Raw genomic sequence first — 18,314 nt, forward strand, 5'->3', positions numbered from 1 at the left:
AGCTAGGACAAAGCTATGCATAAAAAAACCGTGCGGGACATTGATGTGACTGGTAAACATGTGCTGGTCCGAGTTGATTTTAATGTTCCCCTGGATGCCAATCAGCACATTACCGATGATACGCGTATTGCGGCGGCCCTGCCAACTATTGAATATCTGTTGAAGAATGGGGCCGCCGTTATTCTTATGTCCCATCTGGGCCGGCCTAAAGGCCAGGTGGTTGAAGAGATGCGTTTAAAACCTGTCGCGGAACGCCTGGCGACTTTGCTGCAGTTACCAGTCCAAACCACCACAGATGCGATCGGTTCCGAGACTGAAGCTAAAGCGAAGGCATTACAACCTGGACAGGTTTTGTTGCTTGAAAACTTGCGCTTCCATAAAGAAGAAGAAAAGAATGATCCTGATTTCGCTCAGCAACTGGCATCACTGGGAGATGTGTATGTCAATGATGCCTTCGGTACCGCGCATCGTGCACACGCGTCAACGGAGGGTGTCACCCATTATCTTCCAGGTGTCTCCGGCTTCCTGATGGAGAAAGAACTGAATTTCCTGGGTAAGACACTGGAAAATCCGAAACGTCCTTTTGCGGCCCTGGTGGGAGGAGCAAAGGTATCCGATAAAATCGCTGTACTGGAACGCTTGATCGGTATCTCGGATACGATTTTAATTGGTGGCGGTATGGCTAATACATTCCTGAAAGCTCAGGGATTAGAGATTGGCGATTCTTTATATGAGGAAGCAAAGGTGGATGTGGCCAAAAACTTACTTGCCCAGGCTCAGCAACAAGGAAAAAAGTTTTTATTGCCCCGCGATGTGGTGATTGCTGATCGCTTTGCCGCTGATGCGAACCATCAGGTGGTTCTGGCCGAGAATGTCCCACAGGGCTGGCGCATCCTGGATATCGGGCCAGCTGCGGTTGAGGAATTTCATCAGGCTCTGGCTAATGCTCAGACGATCATTTGGAATGGTACGCTGGGTGTCGCAGAAATGCCCGCTTTCGCCAAAGGCACCAATGCAGTAGTTAAGATCCTGGCAGATCTGACGAAACAGGGAGCGACAACCATTATTGGTGGCGGTGACTCTGCTGCGGCCGTTGAGCAGGCTGGCGCAGCCAAACAGATGACGCATGTCTCAACTGGCGGTGGGGCTTCTCTTGAGTTTCTGGAGGGTCGCGTACTCCCCGGAGTAGCAGCCTTGCAGGATGCTTAAAGCTAAAGATGATACAATAATATATCATCCTTATTTGTAGCAAAATTTTGTCGGGAGCGGCCAGCCTGGTCGCTCCTTCAGTTCGATATATTACCTGATAACGGATCTCTGATGATCCTCATTGGTAAAGGAGCAATGTATGGCGACTATGCGCACTACTATTATTGCAGGCAACTGGAAAATGAATTTTGGACCACAACAAGCTTCTCGCTTTACCGCCGAAATTCTTCCAGAACTGGATAAAATTATTCGGCAACATCCCAGCATGCTGAGTATTCTTTGTCCTCCTTCAATTTCATTGTCTGCTGTCCATCAAGTCATGCAGTCGATTCCTACTCATGGTATTGAATTGGGCGCTCAAAATATGTACTTCGAGGACAAGGGCGCCTTCACCGGAGAAACTGCTCCTGAAATGGTGAAGGAACTATGCTCGGCCGTTATCCTGGGCCACTCTGAGCGACGCAATTATTTCCATGAGACCGATGAACTGGTAAATAAAAAGGTGCATGCTGCTTTACACTATGGCTTGCTGCCAATTGTGTGTATCGGTGAAAATACTGAACAATATGAGTTGGGCGAGACACAATCCGTAATTCGGGATCAGATTCATCGAAGTCTGGCTGGCCTGGATGCTGAACAAGCCAGCCAGATTGTAATCGCTTATGAACCTATCTGGGCGATTGGCACCGGCAAAGCAGCGACGGCTTCTGAAGCTAACATGGTTATCCATTATATTCGCTACGTTTACTCAGAGATATATGGGGCAGATGCTGCTCAGGCAATTCGCATTTTATATGGTGGCAGCGTAACATCTGCTAACATTGGCGAGTTCCTCGCTTATCCAGATATTGATGGTGGCTTAATTGGTGGAGCGAGCATTAAACCAGATTTCGTGGAGATAGTGCGCAAATCTGCTGAAATAGTAAAAAAATAGTTTTGTATCCATAAACAACCTTTATAACGAGAAAGCATAATCAGGCTTTCTCGTTATAATTTTTATCTTTCACAGATTTTATAGTTAATTCTTTAGTGAATTCAGAATAAGCATAAATTCCGGTGCAAACGACAAATAAATGTAGTATGCACAATAATAAAAGCGTTTGAGAGGCGCTAGAAATGCCCTTGGTGAAGTTTAACTACTCAATATATTAGTGACAATAGCAGAGCCTTTTCAATCCTCTTAGAATGCGTTTAGGATGGTTTCATATCTCTATTGTTAATAAGGGTCCCGAAAGGATTGGAGAACGGATTGTGGGCCGCTAGCTTTCCACAGTGTGGATAACTTTTCCACATTTCTTAGCATTTTTCTGATTGTTAGATTTGTGGATAACTTATCCACAAAATGAGGTTTATCCACATTCAGTCTAGCGTTTTTTAAAATTTTGTGATATGTTTACTGTTTTTATTATTAATTACTCTTTTTATACAAGAAGAAAGCGCTTCTCGCACTGCCCATAAAAAAACATGAGCCAACTATACACTGGCTCACGTTTGAAGTTATACACAAAGTTATCCACATATGCACAGACTTATGCACATGTGGATAACAATTTAGTCTAGATAATCTTTTAACTTGCGGCTGCGACTTGGATGTCGTAGTTTGCGCAATGCTTTGGCTTCGATCTGACGAATACGCTCACGCGTAACATGAAATTCTTTGCCCACTTCTTCCAGGGTACGACTTCGGCCATCGTCCAATCCAAAACGCAGTTGCAGTACTTTTCTTTCACGCTCAGTCAAGCTATCCAGCACATCTTCTACTTGCTCTTTGAGCAATTGATGGCTGGCCGCTTCAGCAGGTGCCAGAGCTGTCTGATCTTCCAGGAAGTCACCAAGATGGCTGTCGTCTTCTTCACCAATTGGTGTCTCCAGACTGACTGGTTCCTGGCTAACCTTGATGATCTCACGTACTTTTTCGGCACTGATCTCCATCTGCTCGGCTATTTCTTCCGATGTAGGTTCACGTCCAAGATCTTGCAGAAGGCGGCGGCTGATACGGATCAGGCGGTTGATGGTTTCAACCATATGTACCGGGATACGAATCGTACGAGCTTGATCGGCGATAGCGCGTGTGATTGCCTGACGAATCCACCAGGTTGCATAGGTGCTAAACTTGAAGCCTTTGGTGTAATCAAATTTCTCGACTGCGCGAATCAGACCAATATTTCCTTCCTGGATCAGGTCCAGCAAGTTCATTCCACGACCAATATATTTTTTTGCTACGCTAACAACCAGGCGCAAATTGGCCTCGGTCAAGCGGCGTTGGGCCTCTTCGCCGTCTTCAATATATTTGCGATTTGGTTTAACCTTGAGGCGCTCTGCACGAAGACGTTCTTGCTTACCACGCTCCATCAGGTGAGCCAGACGTACTTCTTCTTCAGCGTTTAACAAGGGAACGCGACCAATCTCACGCAAGTACATGCGCACAGGATCATCCAGGCTGCTCTCAAGGTCAGCTACGACAATTCCCATGCCCTCTCCAAGTTCATCCCATTTGGGGTCTGCCAGGATCTCGGCATCCACTGCTGCAACCTCCTCAGGACCAGGCTCCCAATCTGCTGGTGGCTCTTTAGTTGGATCCAGGGCGTCCATAGGTTCTTCGTCCTGCAATTTAAACAGGTCAAATTCCTCGCTGTCTCCAACGGGTGCCGATGGGTTTGCCGCTGGAACATGAGCATGATGACCGACGGTGTCAATATTAAAGACATCTGCCGTATCATTTAACATGGATTGATCCATATCAAAATGTTCAAGTTCAAAAACATTATTTAATGGCCCTGTACTGATGGTACTGACGTTACCACGGTCATTTTGTACTCGATCCATTACTTCTTGGTCCCGATTAACCATTCTGGCATCCCCCTTCAGAAAACAGGCCTAATAGATAAACGATAAATGATAACAATTCCTGCTCTCTGGTCCGATTTGGTAAAAATGATTTTTTATTGCCGCTCTACTAGATTGCGGCGGGTTATGTGTCTTTTCGTTATACTCGACAGTTTGGATTATCCTTGGAGCCGCGTAGCAGTATTCAGGGTCAATAGTTGTCGCTGAATTGCTACAGATTGCTGCTGGAATTGTCTGACTGCGTTTTTATCCCCAGCTGCAGCGGCCTCTTGTAAGAGAAATTGTAGTTCTGTATTTAATTGTTGTAAGCTCTTTTTCTTGAGACGTGTAGCGCATTGGATTGCTTCTTTTATCAGCGCATCTGCGTCTCGCGGAGACATCACCTTAACACTCTCAAGAACTCTAGTTACTGCAGGCATCAGTGCCGAAGGCACAAACTGTTCTAAGGATTGATATGAAGGGGAAGATTCACGTTGATACACAGAGTTGAGTAAGTGGTACAACTCCCGCGTGTCTGTCCCGGCGAAGTCACCTTCGTTAATTATAACACAAACATGCGGACATAGGCCTGGATTTTGCACGAGTAGCCCAATAAGGTAGTCTTCCCATTTTAGCGTACTCTGCTCTGTTCTGTCAAGCCCAATCCTTGCATGAGCTGTGTTGCTTTTTTTGTCTGTTTTCCCCTTCTGTTCTACTTCCGCCCCTGGCTCTTCTTCGCCATCAAGGATTGATCTTTCTTTTACACCTTGTTGCGGCCGATTCGCCTGGATGCCTTTTCCGCTAAAGTCTGCCGTGATCCCTACAGTCTGTTGACCCCGCATAATTCGCTGCAACTCATCGTATAAGCTGCGCTCATCAATACTGATCATACCAGCCAGTTTGCGTATATAGGCGTCACGCTTGATGCGGTTACTGATCATTCCCACTACGGGCAGGAGTCTTCTGGCTGCTTCTGTTTTCCCTTCTGGCTCCCGCATGTTGAGGTCTACTGTCTTTACTGTAAAGTAGTAATCAATCAGCGACAATGGATGATTAACCGCATAAAACCAGGTTGAGAAATCACGTCTGATGACTTCATCAGGATCTTCACCTGGTGGAAGTTGGAGAACGTTGATCTCCGCGTCTACTTGCTCTTCAAGACGGATTATGCCACGCGTCTGCGGTTGCTTGTTGAACTTTTGCTGGCCTTTTTGACTCGGCTGACGTGCGGCTTTGTTGTTACTCCCACCTGCAAGTGGCACTGGTACCATGGTGCGATCAAAGCCTTTGAGCGCTTCTTTGATGCCTTGTTCGGTCGCTGCACTACCAGCGGCGTCTGGATCAAGGGCCAGTGTAACTTGTTTGGTGAGTTTCTTTAGTTTTTGAATGTGCTTCTCGGTGATTGCGCTACCAATACAGGCGACGGTCTGTTTGGTCCCGTATTGATGGGCGATAACAGCATCTACGTACCCTTCTACTATAACAACCTGCCCAATTTGCTTTATTGCATCTTTCGCCATATCTATAGCGTACAAAACAGTATTTTTCTCAAATAAAACTGTTTGTGGTGAATTAAGATACTTTGGCTTGCTATCACCAAGCGCGCGTCCTCCAAATCCAATCACACGACCACGATCATCTCGAATAGGAAAAATCAGTCGGTTGCGAAAGTAATCATAGATGCCATTGCGTTCACCTCCAAAGTTATCGTTTTCTCGCCAGCGCGCCAGGCCTCCAGTTACTAGCTCTTGCTCCGTGTATCCATGGCTCAAAAAGTAACGGGATAATCCATCCCACTGCTCACTTGCATAGCCCAGACCGAATGAAAGTACACTCTCTGCTGAGATACCCCGACTCTCAACATACGCTCTGGCTCCTTCGGCTTCTTTGGATCGGAGAAGCATCTGATGAAACCAGAGTAAGGCGTCTTCGTTGAGTTTGCGTAGGCGCTCCCTGGATGCACTTGCTTCTCTCTCTTCTTCCGGGTTACTTCCATTATGCTCTTCAACAGCTACTCCAGCTTTCTCAGCCAAATAGAGCAGCGCTTCATGAAAGTCAAGCCCTTGCTGTTTCTGTACGAAAGAGAATACGTCACCTCCTTCGTTACATCCAAAACAGTGCCAGGTCTGTGACTCTCTGAATACGTAGAATGATGGTGTGCGTTCATTGTGGAAGGGACAAAGCCCTTTCATGGACTTTCCTGATTTCTGTAAAGTCACGACCGCACTAACTTCATCTACCACATCTATTTTTGCTTTGATTGTGTCAATTACTGCTGTCATTGCCTGATCTTTGCGCGTACGTAAAGGAACATTGTTCCTGCTAGAATTTGCTAAAAGTCGCGTGTATAGCTATTCCGATCCACATTTGTACTCCATACTGTGGACTTACATCACAAGGGTCGGATTAAAAGTATATGCACAAATATACGAAACTACTGAAGGTGTTATACCTATTGTACTACTTGTAACGATAAGGATTGGATGAGGATCGTGCAGATAGGACATCTGGGCTTGCCTGTACGCTTTCCGACTTCACCTGGCTTATTCTTCCAAGTTTTTGTTCCATAGCTTATTGTATAACTCAAACACCTTCATTTACTAATGTCTTTAAACCCTTTTTCGTAAATCTCCACGACCTTTGGATTCGCTGGTGACCACTTTTTGCGTTCTAGCGCAGACGTTCTCCGCTTTTGTTTTTTTGATCCCGAAAAAAAAGTTATCCACAGCACTATAATACTAAGAATATATATATTTTAAAAAAAATATATAAGTTAGTAGTAGTAGGGGATGTGGATAAGTGGATAACTTTTTTTTTGACACCCTATATTGATATTTATGATTTTTTACGAAGCCGCTCCAGGAGAGGGATGGGACCACTTACAAAAACTTATCCACACAGGCATCCAGACGGTCAAATTCATGTGGACAGCCTGTGGATAACCTCGGGATAACTTTTCTTCCTATGAATAACTGTTCAGAAACAGAGCATACTTATCCACAGGTTATCCACAGGTTATCCATAGTTATCCACAGGTTATCCACAGGCTGTCCACTGTTCTTTTTTCCTTTGCCGCAATTGAAGGTTGCCTGTGGATAATTCCCCACTTTCTGACGATTTATACATTTTTGGACCATAATCTGTGTCTTTTTTTCTATTAATTTTGATCGCTTGCTACTAATTTTCACTTTTTATTCAGCTTGTTTGCTTATGATGACAACAACCCTTTTTTCCGGATGAAAAGTTATCCACAGCAAATGTGGATAACTTTGAAATTTTTTCGCATGTCTTGTTCGTACATGTTGGCAAATGTGGATAAGTTTTCCACAGTAATTGTGGATAAACACCCCAGTTATATGGTGCATTTGATACTATTGATGCACTGTGGATAAGTTATCCACAGCAAATGTGGATAAGTCAAAATTTGTGAGGATTCGGGGAGGATTCTGTGAGGATTGCGGGAGGCTTATAGCTAGTTATATAGCCTGCGATAAAATTTGTGGATAATGTGGATAAGTTATCCACAGCAAATGTGGATAAGTCAAAATTTGTGAGGATTCGGGGAGGTGTTATATAGCGTGCTATATAGCTTCATAACTGGCTATATAGCACGCTATATAAAATGTGGATAATGTGGATAAGTTATCCACAGCAAATGTGGATAACTGAAAATTTGTGAGGATTCGGGGAGGTACCCAATTCTGGCAATATAGCTGGTTATATGGAGTGATAGGAGGCTTATCAAATTACATTAACGAGTGTGGATACTGTGGATAAGTTTTCCACAATTTTTGTGGATAACTTTTAGGGTGTGAAAATCATGTGAAATGTATATAACTAGCTATATAACCAGCTATATACATTTGTGAGGATTCGGGGAGGTTTTGCAAGGTTATCCACATCTTCTGTTGATAAAGCATGTTTATAGGAAAATCATGTGGAAATTTTTTCAAAATTGACATTTTTGTCAGAAAAAGGTATCTGAAATGATCTGTTATTCATGTCTGGTACTGAAATGTGTTGCCAGTCATTGCTACAGTTTTTGCTAGTGATTTCCAGAAAGTTATCCACATCTGGTGTGGATAACTTTCTGGAAATGTGTAGAACTTTCCCTGCTGTGTCTTTTATTGGCTCAGTAGTAGTCTTTCTGTGTGTTCTATGCGCATCTGTACAAGCTTGTTGTAGCTACGTAGTAATTCTGCTGAGCTGAGCAGGCCTGCTGCTTGAGGACTTGGATGTTGGGGGGAGTCTCCATCAAAGACATTTTCACAGGTTCCTAATAAACCTACTGTAAATCGATCCTGTAGTGGTTCTAACAATTGCATGCCTTTACGCCACAGATATTCCTTGAAGACCTGGCTATCTTGCTCATTTCCTGGCTCTCCCCATTGGGAGAGCATTGCGTCTATATATGGTCCTATGAGCCAGACCCAACTACTCCCCTGGTGTAAGGATTGGTGCTGCTTTGCAGGTTGTTTGATGTCTATTTCCAGGTGACCTTGATAGCCTGCTTCCTTTGGAGCGAGGGTGCGTAGCCCATAGGGAGTTACCAGATGCTGGGTGATGGCTTCAAAGACGTGTTGACGATAGGGCTGTTCCAGAACGGCGTGTGGGAGTGCAATGGCGAAAAGCTGGTTGACGCGTAAACTGGCGTCGTCTCCTTCTGGACCGTCTATGACGTCGTAAAGGTGGTAGTGGTCAGGATTCCAATAGCGTTGCTGGAAGTTGTGTTTACAGCGATTGGCATGTTGTTGATAGATGCTGGCGCTATAACCAATGTGTCCAATGTAACCCAGCCGTTCGGACCAGCCTTGCATGAGCACGAGTGCGTAATACCAGAGGGCGTTGAGTTCTACCGGTTTGCCAGATCGCGGCGTGACTGGCTTTCCATTATGGTATTCGTTCATCCAGGTCAGGGCTTTTCCTGTCTTTTCGGCTCTTAAGAGTCCGTCTGCGGTATCTAACTGGATCCCGTTGTGTGTTCCTTGTATGTAGCAGTTGATGCTTTCTGCTAGACGCGGAAACAGCTCTTCGAGAAATTCATAGTGCTGTGTCACTTTTATATAGTGATCCAGCGCGTAGAAATACCAGAGGGTGATATCTGCGCTACTATAATCATGATCAGTCAGTGGCTGGTGGGCGGTTGGGAGTCGGTCGGGGAGAATGCCACCTATAAAGTAGTTGGCCAGGTCCTGAAGGTAATTCTGGGCCTCCTGATAACGTTCGGTAACAAGTAGCACTCCTGGCATGGCGATCAGCGCGTCTCGTGTCTTGTTTTCCAATGCGAAGTAGTTGGCGATCAGCTGTAATTTATCAGGTGCTTTCGGCCTGGGAATGCTGTTACGAAAGGTTGGACGATTTTCTCTTCCTGGTTCTTTCGTCTCTGTGGACTGGCTATAATGGGCAACAAAGTATTCACTGGCATTAAGTAGCTGCTGGAGGTAGTTTTGTCCTCCTGCGTATGGATCTGATGTGGTTGTAAGTGGCAGTAGATGCAACTGTTGATCCTGCTCACTATCGGATTGTCCTATAATGGCTTGTTGTGGTTTCAGTGCTCTTTCTAGATTGCTTTGCCGTCGTTCTATTTCCTTCTTATAGAGGAGGGAAATTGTTTCTTGCTGATAGAGCTGACTGCTTAGTTCTTCTGCGCTAACTACTATTGTAAGGACGGCGTCGCTGTCTGGATAAAGTGCGGCACGTATGACTCCTGGTAGGTAAAGGTCATCGGTATCTGGCTGTCCTGCTACTGTGTCACAGCGCCTCAAAAAATTCCAGTACCAGACGCCTGTTGGTATGAATGTAGCTTGCATCTCTGGTTGTCCGATGGCCAGGAGATGATAGGGACTGGGGTTGTTTTCTATGAAGATGCTGCTACCAGCTATGCCTGCGGGTAGTTTGAGCTGGCTGTCTTTTTCATTCCCAGATGCCTGGTTTTCTGTTCCATGAACTTGAATATGGAAGGGTGGACTGGTGTTGCCGCGCTGTGGAAGATCAAAAGGACGATAGGTTGCCAGTGGTAAGAGGGTCAGGATCATTGGCTCTGGTCTGGCCTGTTCAGCTATAGAGCTTGAGCGTCCATTATTATTTGTGGAGGACCTTACGCTGGAATTTACTTTGTGAGCTGATTGGGTGAGTCTGTCTGGTTTTATGACACGGTACTGGATGTAGGTTGTGTTGTAATTTTGTGCCATCCAGATGCGCTTCTCCAGGATCATTCCATCTATACCACCTAGCCGATAGGTGAAGACAGGGAAGCCATTTTCTAGTCGGAAGGCCTCAATATGGACAAATCCAGATGGATTGAAGGTTCCATCCCTGTATTCGTTGGTGCCCAGGTAATATGTACGCTGATCAAATGTGACTTCTTCGTCAATTTTTGCCAGCAAAAGTTGGGGTTTTGTGGCACGTGGCGGTATTGCTACCAGCAGTCCATGCTGTATACGTGTAAGCACCCCTGCAACTGTCCCTGCTGCATATCCTCCCAGACCATTTGTGACGAGCCATTCACGAGAGATGGTTTCGTTGAGATCACAACAGGTGCTGCGATCAAAGCTGATGGTCATGCTAGACCCTCCAGGCCCCTCAATGTAAATTTCGCGACTACGAATGGACAGCGGTATTGTCGTGTTTTTTGGTTGTGGGTTTATATCCAGTCACTTAATAGTGTATCATACCACCCTCTGAGAAACAGTATCAGACAAGGCATTTTTCCGGTATTTTATTAGTAAGCGAAAAATTCCTGCTACCTTCTGTACATAAACTCCTGTCGGTGTGATATGAAGCGTTCGTATAACGTAATTACAGAATAGACGTAGGCATCGTTTGGTGCGCATCTGGTAGGGTTGTATAAAGGATGAGAATATTGTGGTTGCCACACTTGTGTGTGTAGTGAGAGGAGTTTTTATTTCTCATGGTATTTCCTTTTTGGGGGGGCGGTCGGCGCTATCGGTGGCTGTATGTCTTCCTCTCTGGCTGGCTGTGCCTGATTTTTTTGGCGGGATGTGATGGAGGTATGGGATCTCAGCGGCTGGCTTCTACGCCATCACCTTCTCAAGCTGAGGCACCACATGTTATGACTTCACAGGTACTGACTGTTGGGAGTTATACGAATTATGCTCCTCAGGAATTTTTAGATCCTTATACCCAGCAGCCAGTGGGCTTTGATGTTGATTTGATTACTGCGGTTGCTCAGAAGATGCATCTCCAGGTTCATGTGGTCTCTTATGATTTTCAGTCACTGATCGATGGCCTGACTGCCAGGCATTTTGATGTGGTTATTTCTGCGGTGGGTATTACCCCTGAGGCGCAGCGTAAGGCAGATTTTGTTCCGTATTTTCGGGGGGGGAAGACTTTACTGGTGGCCCAGGGTAATCCTTCGCATATTCATACACTTCATGATCTCTGTGGTTTGTCGGCGGCGGTGAAGGATATGACGTTTGAGTGGCATGAGCTCCTGAGTATGACCGATGCTTGCCACCGTGATGGTAAGCCAGCTATTAAAGTACAGGTGGTTAAACAGTATTCGGCTGCTGTCCAGTTGCTGCAAAACAAGCAGGTGGTTGCGGCCTATGAAGATGCCTCGGTGGCTGATTATGCGATCAAGCTTCATCCCACCGCTTTAGAACTGGCTGGCGATATGATTGGCCCTACAATGGAGGGGATTGTGGTGCGTAAAGATGATGCTGTTATGTTATCTGCTGTCCAGCAGGCCTTGCAGTCCCTGGAGAAGGATGGGACCTATCATGCGCTGATTAAGAAGTGGGGGCTATATAGCGGCGATGTGATGGTTCCTGCTAATTCTAATGTCCCATCAAATTAAATCGCGAGAGAATATGTACAGCATGACAAAGGCTGGTCTGATAGAAAAAAGACCAGTCTTTGTTTGTTATTGGAGGTTATCGGCCCGATACCTGTGCGCTTAAGAGCCGGTGATAAACATATTATAAAATGTTGGCTGCTGGATATCTTTGAGGGTAATTCCACAGACGTGTTGCGATAAGGTAAAATCTGGTGTGACATCTATCAGGTGCACAAAGGCCTGCACGATAGTAGGATCAAAATTAGTTCCTGCTCCTGCCATGAGCCGCTCCTTGGCTTCATTTATGCTCAGCGGCGCTTTATATGGACGCTGTGAGGTTAGTACGTCATAGACGTCTGCAACCGTTAAGATTCTGGCACTGAGTGGAATCTCTTCACCTTTAAGTTTTGCGGGATAACCTTGTCCGTTCCAGGACTCATGATGATAGAGCACCGCTTCTACATAAAAAGGGTGTACTTCATAGCCGATTAAGATTCGCGCTCCTGTAACTGGATGGCGCTCCATTTTTCGTCGTTCTTCGGTAGATAGGGCCGCTGATTTGTTCAGGATGTCGTTTCCTATCCAGGTTTTCCCTAAATCGTGTACGAGGGCTGCTAACGCCAGGTCTCTGGCTTCTCTACGGCTCCAGCCGAGGTAACGGGCCAGTCTCTGAGCATACACAGCTACTCGACGCGAGTGTTCGTAGGTGACGATGTCGCGCTCTTGAATGCTTTGCGCCAATGAGAGGAGCACTTTTCTTGTTTCTTTGTCTCTCTCTAAATGTGTCAAATATTTTACTGCCACCACTCTGCTCTCCCACATGTCTGTTGCAATATGGTAGGAACTTTTTTTACTACCACTAACAAATACGAATAAATGGCTCTAATGGAAAGGATAATAATACCAATTGGCTATCATTCAGCGACGTCCGGGTCGTTAAACGTGTTTTGATGATTGCCTTATTTTATTCCTTTTTTTTCTGTCTGTTCGGGTGGGTTGCTATCATATTAATATTTCATTTTTGATACTGTCCATGTCATGGGGATAATAAGTACTTTTGTATTACTTTGTATGTGTCCCTTTATTCCCCAAATAGTCCCTCTTACTATCATGATTCGTTTTTAATCACCTGCTTTTGTGATAGACTCACCTTGAGAAAAGAGTATTAGCATCAATAAGCGTTCGTTTATAGAGACGGAAGCCATTGCTCGGGAGATATTATTTTGAAACATGACCAGGAACCGGTTGCAACCCCTGACTCTCATCAGCAACGCGAGGGTGTCGTTACGGTGGTGCTGACTGCTGATAATCATCTCGGCTATACTGGCTTTGGCCAGCATCCTCGTAAACGTGAGGAGCGGCAGCAGCGGTTACGCCATGCCTTTCAACAAGCTACAGATTTTGCGATTGTCCAGGGGGTCGATTTATTTATTCAGGCGGGCGACCTTTTTGATACAACGATGCCAGATGAGCGGGACCGCAGTTTTGTGGCGGAACGCCTGGCTCAGTTGAAACAGGCTGGTGTTCAGTCTTTTGCGCTTGGTGGGGTACATGATACTCCCACGGCGGCCCAATCTTTGCTGGGTGATACGACTCCAGCTCCTCAGATGAGCTATGCCCGGCTGGGAGCTCTTAATTATCTTTCTCCAACCCGGCGCGATGAGTCGCAGCAGCTTGAGCCGGTGATGGTTGATGTTCGCGGTACGACTGTGGGGGTCTGTGGCCTGGGAGTATTGCCTGGTCAGGTTGGTGATCCACTGGCTGATTTACGGGTCCAACTGGAGATTGAGCGGGCTGCGATTCCTCTTCTGGTCCTCCATGCTCCTATTGAAGGGCTTACCACCGGCACGTCCCTTTTGGATACACGCGCTGTGGTGACGCAGAATAGTCTGCGTAAACAGACGATCTTCCCTTATGTGTTGGCCGGCTATCATCATAGCTATAGCCAGTTGCATATCGACCAGACTGAGGTTGTGGTGGCTGGCGCTACCCAATATATCGATTTTAGTGCTCCTGATCATGCACCCGGTTTTGTTTTTCTGGGACTGGCCGCAGACGGCGTGCGTTGGTGTAATCATATTAGTGTGGATTCACTTTCTATGCATCATCTGGTGATTTCCACATCAGAACTCTGGTCTGAGGATCTGGCTTCATCTCCAACTGAGATTATATTGGAGCGTTTGCGTCCTCTTTGTCGTGATGATGCTATGATTCTCTTGCGTCTCCAGGGTGAGTTGACGCGTAGCGCTTATCATCAGTTGGATTTAAATCAAATACGCCGCTATGGTGAGGAGCATTGTTTTGCCCTGGCTATCGATGATAGCGCCCTTTCTGTCTTGAATGAGGATGTTTCTGGCTCTACAGGAGCGGATGAACGCCTTTCTCTTCGCGATGAGTTGAGCGCTCTGGCCGATGAATGGATTGCGTCCGCGCATGATGAGTCTGAGCAGAATGCGTTGCACTTCACGAAAGAGGAATTATTGTTGGCGCTAGATGAGATGAAAAGTCGGCAGTAGCTGCGATTTGAGCCCGCTAGTCTGGCACTGGCGAACGGAGTAGATCCATGATAATTCTAAAGCATTTAACAATTGAGCGATTCAGGCTCTTGCGCTCTATGAACCTGCACTTCCCGCAGCGTGGTAGTATTTTGATTCAAGGTCCAAACGAAGCTGGGAAGTCGGCACTCATCGAAAGTATTTATTTTGCATTGTATGGCGAACCCCTTGCTTCTCGCCGTGGCCAGCGCTCTTTGGATGATCTGATCCTTTATGGTTCCACAAGTGCTGTGGTTACCCTGATCGTTTCGGCTGGCGCGACCGAGTTGACCATTGTCCGCACAATTGAGCGTGGCCATGGTCAGTCTGTGGTTCTGTCAATTCGTTCTCTCGGCATGTCTGATGAAGAGCTTGTCACTGATCTGGATGAGGCGAATGCGCGTATCATTCGCGAATTAGGTAATCTACATGGTGAGACGTTACGCGATTCAGGCTTGATTGAGCAGAAGGGATTGACGCGTCTGGAGTCGATTTCTGGTTCTGCCCGCGAGAACACGGTTCGCAATCTGCTGGGCCTGGATACATTGACCACCCTTTCTGAACAATTCCAGGTGCGGCCTGAGGATGAGGAGCGCCTCAATAACTATTCTGAGCGTCTCTCTCTGGCAGAGGTCCAGGCTCGTATTCCACAGCTTCGCTCACAGCTTTCGCAGCTTGATGTGGCTCTTGATGCGGTTCAGACCAATGAGTATCTGGCTGATATCGATCAACAAGAGCAGGATATTAATGAACTTGAACAGGCTCTTGATCGCATTGATGCTCAACGCATTGAACTGAAGAGCCGACAGGGACGTGTTTCGCAGTTAAAGAAAGCTGATGCGACCCTTTCGGAAATTATTAGTTCTTATGATGATATTGCTGAGGCTCGTCGTGAGTTACCTCTGTTAGATCAACGCATTGCTGATCTGGAGGGCCGCGAGCGTGAGGAACTTCCTAAGGCTGAGAAGCGTGTGAGCGATCTGGCTGAATTGACGCGCTCCTTTGGCACATTACAGCGGATGTCGAACGATTTGCTGACGGCGGTAGATTCTATTAAGGATCTAGAGCAGGATTTGAAAATCCATACTGAGCTGCAGCAAGATCTGCGGGCTTTGGATGAGCAGATCTCTCAAACACGTTCCCGTCTGGCTAATACGCAGCAAAGTTGGCAGGAATTGGAGGAACGCCGCCGCTCGATACGTCCTCAACTGGAGGACCGTCTGCAGCGTATGCAGTTCCTGGCCGAACGCCTGGCCCACCTTGGACAACTTGAAGATAATTATACGCGTCGTGTCTCTGGCCAATCTCTGGCTGAGGAGAATACCCTGCAACTGCGCAAGGCTATTCAGGACTTGAATGATGCCGAGCAGGAATACGAGCTGATCGAGCAAGAAGAGAAGCGTTTACAGCAGCAGGCCGATGGCCAGGAATATTCCTGGCGACAGTTGCAGATTCGTCGTCAGGTAGAAGAGTGGCACCGCTTAAAAGGATTAGCTCAGGGTCTGGCTCAAGCCGAGCAGCATGTGTATCAGGCTCGCCAGCAACAGGGGACAGTGACGCAACAGGCTATCCAGGCACGTAATACTGCCAACAAGTTTATGGTGTTAATGGCGGGTAGCATCGCCGCTGGTATTGTCCTGCTATTTATTGCTCTTTTACTGTTTGGTAGCAATGTTCTCCTGGGTGTGATTGTTCTGATCCTTGCTTTGCTGACAGCTATTCCTGCCTATCTGTGTTTTCAGCGCTTCCGCCAATATCGGGCGCAGGAACATACTTTAAGGACTCAAGAACATGAGGCCATTAGTCGCGTCGGCACGATGATCACGGCGCGCGAGGCTGCTTTCCGCAGGGCTGGTAGTGAGGACGCATTGCATGCGGTAGAGAATGAGATTGTCTCTCTGGGTGGCTCTGTTCCTCCCTCTCTTGAGGAGGCTCAGTTGTTCCTGGATCGTACACGCGATCAGGGTGATTTGAATGATGCTCAGCAGAAGATGCAAGGCAGTGCGAATGAGGTACATGCGGCTCGTAGTCGTACCCAGAAGGCACAGGAGGCTGTGAAGGCTTTACGTCAGGAGCGGGCACGTTTAGAGGCACTGCGTGCTCAAGAGCAGTGGGATAATATTGAGGAAAATCTACAGAACGATCAGGTTGCTGTTGAACTGATGCATCAGGAGCTTACCCTGCTGGCTGCTCAGGAGAATCTGCCGATGGCGAGCATCAATGCTCGTATCCAAAAGAGTTCTGTGCCTCCTTCTCAGCCATCCTTCCTTTCCGGTCCTTTGAGTCCTGTGTCGTTAGAAGAAGATACTACAGGTGTTCCTGAGCTTGAAATGCTGGTTGATAGCACCATCAAAGCTACTGAACATGAGATCGTCTCTCTCGATGGTAAGCTGGATATGGTGAATGAGCTTGCTAAACAGTCAAAGATTCATCAGGATGCTCTGGATGCGTTGGCTGACCGGCGGCGCCAACTTGAGGAGCGCAATGCGCGCTATCAGCAAAATGATCCCTCTCAACTGATCGAACGTGCGCGTGAGCAGCAACTGGCTTTGCGTAGCGCCCTTCAGTCGTTGCAGGATTCTTTGCGCCAGCGTGTAAAGCCGCTGGGGGTAGCGTTTGGACAGTCGGCTGTTGGCTCGGCTGAGACCTCGGCCCGCAAGGCTCTGGAAGAATTGCATATCACTCTTGGTAATAAGATTATGCTCCAGGAGCGCCACGCTCATTATACCGAGCTACTTCATGAGCGGCAGGCCTCCTTATCTGAACATTATAAGCAACTGGCCAAGTTTAGTAATACTCTGGGTAGCTGGATTGTTCCTCTGAATCCTTTTGCTGAGGCTCTGGTGGCTTTGCGTACGCGCTGTCAGAAGGAGTTGCATGAGGCGAATGAAGAGGGGATCTTGCAGGAGTTGGAGTCTCTACGCGATCAGGAGAATGCGTCTCAGGCGAAGATTCAGCTTTGTCAGCAGGAGATTCGTGGCGATCAGGCTTCTATTGCGAATCTGTTGGCGGCACACGATTTTGAGACGCCAGCTACCTATGCTCGCTCCACTCTAATTGATCTCTGGCCATTGCTCTCAGAATATGCGGTTGAGGATCGTGATCGTCTCGAAAATGAGGCGGGGCTTCATGAACAGGAGTTACAGGATCTTCTACAGCAGGAGCAGAATCTTGCTCAGAAACTGGATGTGGTTGGGACGACCCTTGATCTGGAACAGACTCGTTCACAGATGGAGCAGGAGGAGCGTTCTTATCAGATTAAGAAGCATGGCCATCGCTTGCTTGAGGAGGTTGAGCAACGCCTGCTGGGCAAGATTGAGCCCCGTACCCAGTATTATATGCAGCAGATTTTGCCTTTGTTGACTGGTGGGCGCTATCAAGATGTACATTTAAGTACTGATCTGGATGATGGCGGCGCTTTCCAGATTCAGGTCTGGGATTCAGCGGCTGGTGCGTATGTGCCTACGTCGGTGCTATCGGGCGGCGCTTCGGATCTGCTCTCGCTCGCTCTAAGGCTGGCTTTTGCGATTGCGACATTACCTGCTGACTTAAATGCTGCCCCGGGATTTGTACTGCTGGATGAGCCTCTTAGCTCCTTTGATCGTGGCCGTGCCCAGGCCCTGGTTGATGTGGTTACTGGCGATATCCTGAGCCAGCACTTTGAGCAGATTATTCTCCTCTCCCACAGTAGCGCTTTTGATCCTGCGATGTTCCCTTATCATCTGTATATGGATAATGGGCTGATGGTTGAGAGTAATTTGCCGATTGTGGCGGCGGAGTCTGTGGTTCCGGGCCTTGCTTCTGATTCGGTGCCTTCTACCCCTGCCCCTGAGTTGACGCCTGCTGATTCAGAGGATTTTGATGATGAGGCTTTTGATGACGATGATGATGAGAATGGGGCAACGGTTGCTATCGCTGCGATTAAGCTACCACCACAAAAGAAATAA

The 18,314-nt window shown here is 47.1% G+C and carries 9 protein-coding genes; 5 read left to right on the forward strand and 4 right to left on the reverse strand.

The window, feature by feature from the left end; all coding sequences use genetic code 11:
• Window positions 1–15: 15 nt before the first annotated feature.
• A complete protein-coding gene (locus EL633_RS09425) occupies window positions 16–1,209 on the forward strand; it encodes a phosphoglycerate kinase (protein ID WP_126626936.1) in 1,194 nt (397 codons plus the stop codon).
• A 148-nt stretch (window positions 1,210–1,357) separates the two neighbouring features.
• Window positions 1,358–2,143, forward strand: coding sequence for a triose-phosphate isomerase (tpiA, locus tag EL633_RS09430; RefSeq protein WP_126629386.1), 786 nt, complete (start codon window positions 1,358–1,360; stop codon window positions 2,141–2,143).
• Window positions 2,144–2,760: 617 nt separating this feature from the next.
• Here the strand turns inward: tpiA and rpoD are convergent.
• From rpoD to EL633_RS09445, 3 genes are all read right to left on the reverse strand, one after another.
• Window positions 2,761–4,059: an RNA polymerase sigma factor RpoD gene (gene rpoD / locus EL633_RS09435; RefSeq protein ID WP_126626937.1), complete on the reverse strand. Its 1,299-nt coding sequence runs from the start codon at window positions 4,057–4,059 to the stop codon at window positions 2,761–2,763.
• 155 nt (window positions 4,060–4,214) lie between these two features.
• Complete coding sequence (dnaG, locus tag EL633_RS09440; protein ID WP_126626938.1) at window positions 4,215–6,317, reverse strand: DNA primase; 2,103 nt, start codon at window positions 6,315–6,317, stop codon at window positions 4,215–4,217.
• A 1,842-nt stretch (window positions 6,318–8,159) separates the two neighbouring features.
• Window positions 8,160–10,598, reverse strand: coding sequence for an amylo-alpha-1,6-glucosidase (locus EL633_RS09445; protein ID WP_126626939.1), 2,439 nt, complete (start codon window positions 10,596–10,598; stop codon window positions 8,160–8,162).
• Window positions 10,599–10,945: 347 nt separating this feature from the next.
• Here EL633_RS09445 and EL633_RS09450 point away from each other — a divergent pair, with 347 nt between their 5' ends.
• Entirely contained in the window at window positions 10,946–11,854 is a 909-nt protein-coding gene (locus tag EL633_RS09450) for an ABC transporter substrate-binding protein (RefSeq protein ID WP_126626940.1), read from the forward strand.
• A gap of 99 nt (window positions 11,855–11,953) precedes the next feature.
• On the opposite strand, the gene EL633_RS09455 is transcribed toward EL633_RS09450, so the two are convergent.
• Window positions 11,954–12,574 (reverse strand): HD-GYP domain-containing protein, encoded by a 621-nt coding sequence (locus EL633_RS09455; RefSeq protein WP_161982058.1) that lies wholly within the window; start codon window positions 12,572–12,574, stop codon window positions 11,954–11,956.
• A 482-nt stretch (window positions 12,575–13,056) separates the two neighbouring features.
• On the opposite strand from EL633_RS09455, the gene EL633_RS09460 reads away from it, so the two are divergent.
• Together EL633_RS09460 and EL633_RS09465 are read left to right on the forward strand one after the other, a co-directional pair.
• A complete protein-coding gene (locus EL633_RS09460) occupies window positions 13,057–14,349 on the forward strand; it encodes a metallophosphoesterase family protein (RefSeq protein ID WP_161982059.1) in 1,293 nt (430 codons plus the stop codon).
• 47 nt (window positions 14,350–14,396) lie between these two features.
• Window positions 14,397–18,314 (forward strand): AAA family ATPase, encoded by a 3,918-nt coding sequence (locus tag EL633_RS09465; protein ID WP_126626943.1) that lies wholly within the window; start codon window positions 14,397–14,399, stop codon window positions 18,312–18,314.

The organism is Dictyobacter alpinus (assembly GCF_003967575.1).
Classification (GTDB): domain Bacteria; phylum Chloroflexota; class Ktedonobacteria; order Ktedonobacterales; family Ktedonobacteraceae; genus Dictyobacter; species Dictyobacter alpinus.

What these genes read in the sequence shown, in the direction of transcription:
- EL633_RS09425 (WP_126626936.1), top strand. Translation starts at nt 16, where the DNA reads ATGCATAAAAAAACCGTGCGGGACATTGATGTGACTGGTAAACATGTG.
- tpiA (WP_126629386.1), top strand. Translation starts at nt 1,358, where the DNA reads ATGCGCACTACTATTATTGCAGGCAACTGGAAAATGAATTTTGGACCA.
- rpoD (WP_126626937.1), bottom strand. Translation starts at nt 4,059, where the DNA reads ATGGTTAATCGGGACCAAGAAGTAATGGATCGAGTACAAAATGACCGT.
- dnaG (WP_126626938.1), bottom strand. Translation starts at nt 6,317, where the DNA reads ATGACAGCAGTAATTGACACAATCAAAGCAAAAATAGATGTGGTAGAT.
- EL633_RS09445 (WP_126626939.1), bottom strand. Translation starts at nt 10,598, where the DNA reads ATGACCATCAGCTTTGATCGCAGCACCTGTTGTGATCTCAACGAAACC.
- EL633_RS09450 (WP_126626940.1), top strand. Translation starts at nt 10,946, where the DNA reads ATGGTATTTCCTTTTTGGGGGGGCGGTCGGCGCTATCGGTGGCTGTAT.
- EL633_RS09465 (WP_126626943.1), top strand. Translation starts at nt 14,397, where the DNA reads ATGATAATTCTAAAGCATTTAACAATTGAGCGATTCAGGCTCTTGCGC.